The sequence below is a fragment of the Syntrophomonas sp. genome, assembly GCF_028707975.1.
In the GTDB taxonomy this organism is placed as follows: domain Bacteria; phylum Bacillota; class Syntrophomonadia; order Syntrophomonadales; family Syntrophomonadaceae; genus Syntrophomonas.
This window is the reverse complement of the sequence record NZ_JAQVZX010000124.1, coordinates 1-4,555: the sequence shown is the minus strand read 5'-3', so window position 1 is coordinate 4,555 and position 4,555 is coordinate 1. Positions and strand designations below refer to the sequence as shown.

The window sequence follows — 4,555 nt, the reverse complement described above, 5'->3', positions numbered from 1 at the left end:
GTTGATTTGAATTTTTTTATCCTCCATAAATAATACCCCCTGCTAATCTGCAATCATGGTGTATTTCTCCATTTACACCCCTTTTTCCTTCAAAAGAAAAAAACCAGGTTTAAAACCTGGTAATAGCTTATGAGCGACGTTTGGCTTTATGCTTTTCTAGTCCTCCAATCTTGATTTCCGGGCCATGCGGTTCAAATCTATACGCTTTCCCTCAACCAAATAAACCACCATTTCCGCCAGATTGGTGGCGTGGTCGCCAATCCTTTCGATATGACCGGAAACCAGCAGCAACGAAGTTGCCTGGGGAATGTTTTTAGGATCTTGCATCATATAAGACAGAAGTTCGCGAAAAATCTGGTCGTAGAGCTTGTCTATCTCCTCTTCCAGGGGAATAAGACTCATGGCCAGGTTTACATCATGATTAACAAAAGCGTTTAGAGCTTTTTCCAGCATCTTTTGCACAATAGCGGCCATACGGGGTATATCAATCAGGGGCTTAATATAAACCTGATCATAAAGAGCTATGGTCAGGTGAGCAATATCTTCGGCATGGTCGGCCATTCGCTCGATATCCACGATTATCCTCAAAGCCGTCCCTATAAGACGCAAATCACTGGCCATGGGTTGTTTCAATGCCAGGATTCCCAAAGATTTTTTCTCAATATCCATTTCCATCTGATCAATGAGATCATCATGGGCAATTACCTCCTGGGCCAATTCCAGGTTTTTCTCCACCAGGGATTTGACCGCCTTATACAATTGCTCTTCCAAAAGTCTTCCCATTTTAAGGATTTCCTCTTTTAGTTTTTCCATATCACAGGCCAGGGTTTCATTTAGCATTTTTCAAATCCTCTTTCGTTTTACTAAATCACTTAAAAAGCCATCAACATATGCTTGACTCCACTGCAAAAAACCCTTTTTGTTGCATAAGGGCTGCATGAATATACAAAAGTTTTTTCCGTCCTCCGTCCTATCCAAAGCGTCCGGTAATATAATCTTCAGTTTTGTTATGGCGGGGATTGAGAAATAATTCCTCCGTACGGTTGAACTCCAGCAGGCAACCGTCAAGGAAAAACCCGGTATAATCGGAAACTCTCGCTGCTTGCTGCATATTATGAGTTACTATCACTATAGTATAACGGGTTTTCAGAATAGCAATCAATTCTTCCAAACGGGCGGTGGAAATGGGGTCCAGAGCGGAGGCCGGCTCATCCATCAATATAACTTCGGGCTGCACCGCCAGCACCCGGGCAATAACCAAACGTTGCTGCTGCCCCCCTGACATCTGCCTGGCCGGAACATGCAGCCTGTCTTTGACTTCATCCCAGAGGTTGGCCGATTGCAGGCTCCGGCAGACTATTTCATCCAGCTCGCCGCGCCTCTTTATCCCATGAATTCGCGGTCCATAGGCTACATTTTCATAAATGGACATGGGGAAAACCGCCGGTTTCTGAAAAACCATCCCCACTTTTTTACGCAGTTCCACCACGTTTATTCCTTTTTCGTAAATAGCTGAATCGTCCAAAAAGACTTCACCACTGATACGGCTGCCCTCAATCAATTCATTTAAACGGTTTAAGGAGCGTAAAAAGCTGGACTTGCCGCAGCCTGAAGGGCCGATCAAAGCCGTTACCCGATTTTCTTCTATATCCATATTAATATTATATAGAGCCTGAAAATTGCCATAAAACAGGTTAAGTTCCCGGCTTTTCATCTTAACAGCCTTTTCCAATTCATTCACCTCCGAGTTACCCGCCGCTGTGAGATAAAAGGCTCATGCTCCGGTTGGCCAGGTAGTTTATAAATAGTACCAGAATAATTATTAAAAAGGCGGTTCCAAAAGCCCTTTCCATCGAAAGCCCTTCCATGGCCAGCATGTATAAATGTACGGACATGCTGCGGGCCGGATCTGCCGGACTTAAAGGCATGCCCAGGGAAGTGCCCGCAGTCAATAGAACCGCTGCGGTCTCTCCAATAGCCCGTCCCAGCGAGAGGATAATACCGGTCACGATACCGGGAACAGCCGCCGGTATAACGATTTTTCTAATCGTCTGCCACTTGCTGGCCCCCAGGGCCAGGCTGTTTTCCCGGTACTCCCGGGGCACACTCAGTATAGCTTCTTGCGCGGTTCTTGTTATAGTAGGCAAAACCATAATTGCCAGGGTCAGGCTTCCGGACCATATGGACCAGCCCAGCTTCAAATAAATTACAAAAAACACAAACCCGAAGAGGCCATACATAATCGAGGGTATGGCCGCCAGAGTTTCAGCGGTGAGCTTGACCAGGAAAGCAAAATAGCTTTCCTTATGGGCATATTCCTCCAGGTGAATAGCGGTGCCAACCCCCAGCGGCGTGGCAATGGCCAGAGACAAGACCGTAAGGTAGAGGGTTCCCACTATGGTGCTGGAAATCCCCCCCTCTTTGCCGGCTCGTTTGGGGGCCTGCATTATGAAATCCAGGTTAATCATAGCCAGGCCTTTATAAACAATGTAGCCCACGACTGCCAATAGAATCCCAACAATTATGAGAGCTGACAGACATAACAGGCAAGTCAACGCTTTTTCCCCCATCCTAGTTCCCGGCATAGCGTTTCCCCGCCCTTCTAATAGAATTAAGCACCAGGTTAAGCAAGAGAATGAAAATAAAGAGTATGGCACCGGTCGCAAATAAAGCTGCCTGGTGGTCGCCGGCAGCGTAGCCCATTTCCAGCACAATGTTGCTGGTCATAGTTCTCAGCGGCGCGAGCAGGTTATCCGGTATTATGGGAGCGTTCCCGGTTACCATCACCACAGCCATAGTTTCCCCAATGGCCCGGCCCATAGCCAAAACAACTGCGGTAATAATACCTGAACTGGCAGCCGGGAGGATAAGCCGACCAATGGTCTGGTAATGGCTGGCTCCGAGGGCCAGAGAGCTTTCTTTATATTCACGGGGTACTGCCTGTATAGCATCCTGCGAAATATTTATAATGGTAGGTAATATCATTATCCCCAAAATAACGGCTCCAGCCAAAACACTCATTCCGGTTCCTCCCAGATAATTGCGAATAAGCGGTACAATGATAACCAGGCCGAAAAAACCGTAAACTACTGAGGGAATACCCGCTAAAAGGTTGACCATGCAGGTCATTATTCTAATCAACGGCGGCGGAGCTATCTCGGCCATAAAAACTGCCGTTAAAAGCCCCAGTGGTACCGCCCAGACTAAAGATGCCAGGGTAAGCACCAGAGAACCGATAAACATGGCGCCAATGCCAAAGACTCCCTGGGTGGGCCTCCATTCCAAAGAAAACAGGAAATCCCCCAACCCCACTTTAGCAATTAGCGGAACCCCCCGGGAGAATATAAAAACGCTTATGAGCAGCAATGCCATAATGGATACAACTGCGCTGAGCATCAGGAGCTTTTCCACCAGGCTTTCGGAAATATATTCCGCTTTGCTTTTCCAGAGAAAGCCCCATCCCCTCTCCCATCTCCCGGTTTGAAGAAACTGCGATTTGCCCTCAAGATTGTTATGCTGTTTTGCTGCTATGATTTCTCCTCCAATTATGCCGTTCATTTAAATAAGCTCACCTGCTTCACCAAAATGTCGCTATTTTATGCTGATGGCGCCTTCATTGCCCAGTATGCTTTGACCTTCATCGCTGAGAACAAATTCAATAAAGGCATCGGCTATTTTATTGTCCGAAGCGGCCCGGGTTAAGTAAATAAAAGGCCGGGAGATTTTGTAGCTGCCGTTTTTGACATTGTCAACAGCCGGGAGAACTCCATCAATTTTCAGGGCCTTGACATCTTGATCGACTGCCGCCAGTGAAACGAAACCAATCGCATTCTTGTCGCCGGCAACTGTGGTTCTGACTGCTCCGGTGGAGTTTTGAATCAAGGACTTGGCGAAAATATCCTGCTTGTTCATGACAATCTCTTCGAAAGCTCCCCTGGTTCCGGAACCTTCTTCACGGCAGACTATGCTTATGGGAGTGTCAGCTCCGCCCAGTTCTTTCCAGTTAACGATGTTGCCCAGGTAAATGTTTCTCAGATCCTCCATTTTCAATTCATTGAGCTGGTTGGAGGGGTGAACCACAATAGCTATGGCATCCAGGGCTATGAGCGTTTCTTTTAAACCCGCCTTCTTTTCTTCATCCTTAAGTTTCCTCGAACTGGCACCTATATCGGCAGCTCCGCTGATGGCGGTTTCAATTCCCTGACTGGAGCCTCCGCCCTGAACATTAATCTTAACGCCCGGGGTTTTTTTCTGAAATTCTTCTGCTAATACTTCACTGAAAGGTTGGACTGAGGTTGAGCCCGCAATGGTTATGGACCCTTGGAGTTTGCCCTTTACCTCGTTCTTGACTCCGGATTCCGCTTCCGACTCGCTTTTACTGCAGGCGCTGGTAAAAACCAGGGCTAAAAGCAGCAATCCCAATATGAGAAAACTTCCTACCCTTCTCAACTTCTCTGAATACATTTTTTACATTCCTCCTTATTGAAGATATTGATGCACCAATTCTAACTTCCATGCTATCAGCATATTGTTAAGAATGGCCTTTACATAAAAT

General features: G+C 46.8%; 5 protein-coding genes. All 5 read right to left on the bottom strand.

Annotated elements, in window-relative coordinates:
• Positions 1 to 156: 156 nt before the first annotated feature.
• On the bottom strand, positions 157 to 840 hold the full coding sequence (gene phoU / locus PHP87_RS10830) for a phosphate signaling complex protein PhoU (protein WP_299921246.1): 684 nt from the start codon (positions 838 to 840) through the stop codon (positions 157 to 159).
• Between the two features lie 130 nt (positions 841 to 970).
• On the bottom strand, positions 971 to 1,714 hold the full coding sequence (pstB, locus tag PHP87_RS10825) for a phosphate ABC transporter ATP-binding protein PstB (RefSeq protein WP_299921248.1): 744 nt from the start codon (positions 1,712 to 1,714) through the stop codon (positions 971 to 973).
• A 34-nt stretch (positions 1,715 to 1,748) separates the two neighbouring features.
• Positions 1,749 to 2,585 carry a phosphate ABC transporter permease PstA gene (gene pstA / locus PHP87_RS10820; protein ID WP_299921244.1) on the bottom strand — a complete coding sequence of 279 codons (837 nt, stop codon included), beginning with the start codon at positions 2,583 to 2,585 and terminating at the stop codon, positions 1,749 to 1,751.
• Positions 2,572 to 3,558, bottom strand: a complete 987-nt coding sequence (pstC, locus tag PHP87_RS10815) for a phosphate ABC transporter permease subunit PstC (RefSeq protein WP_299921242.1) — start codon at positions 3,556 to 3,558, stop codon at positions 2,572 to 2,574. Before pstC ends, pstA begins: the two co-directional genes overlap by 14 nt.
• Before the next feature lie 33 nt (positions 3,559 to 3,591).
• Positions 3,592 to 4,464 (bottom strand): phosphate ABC transporter substrate-binding protein, encoded by an 873-nt coding sequence (locus PHP87_RS10810; RefSeq protein ID WP_299921240.1) that lies wholly within the window; start codon positions 4,462 to 4,464, stop codon positions 3,592 to 3,594.
• Positions 4,465 to 4,555 lie beyond the last annotated feature (91 nt).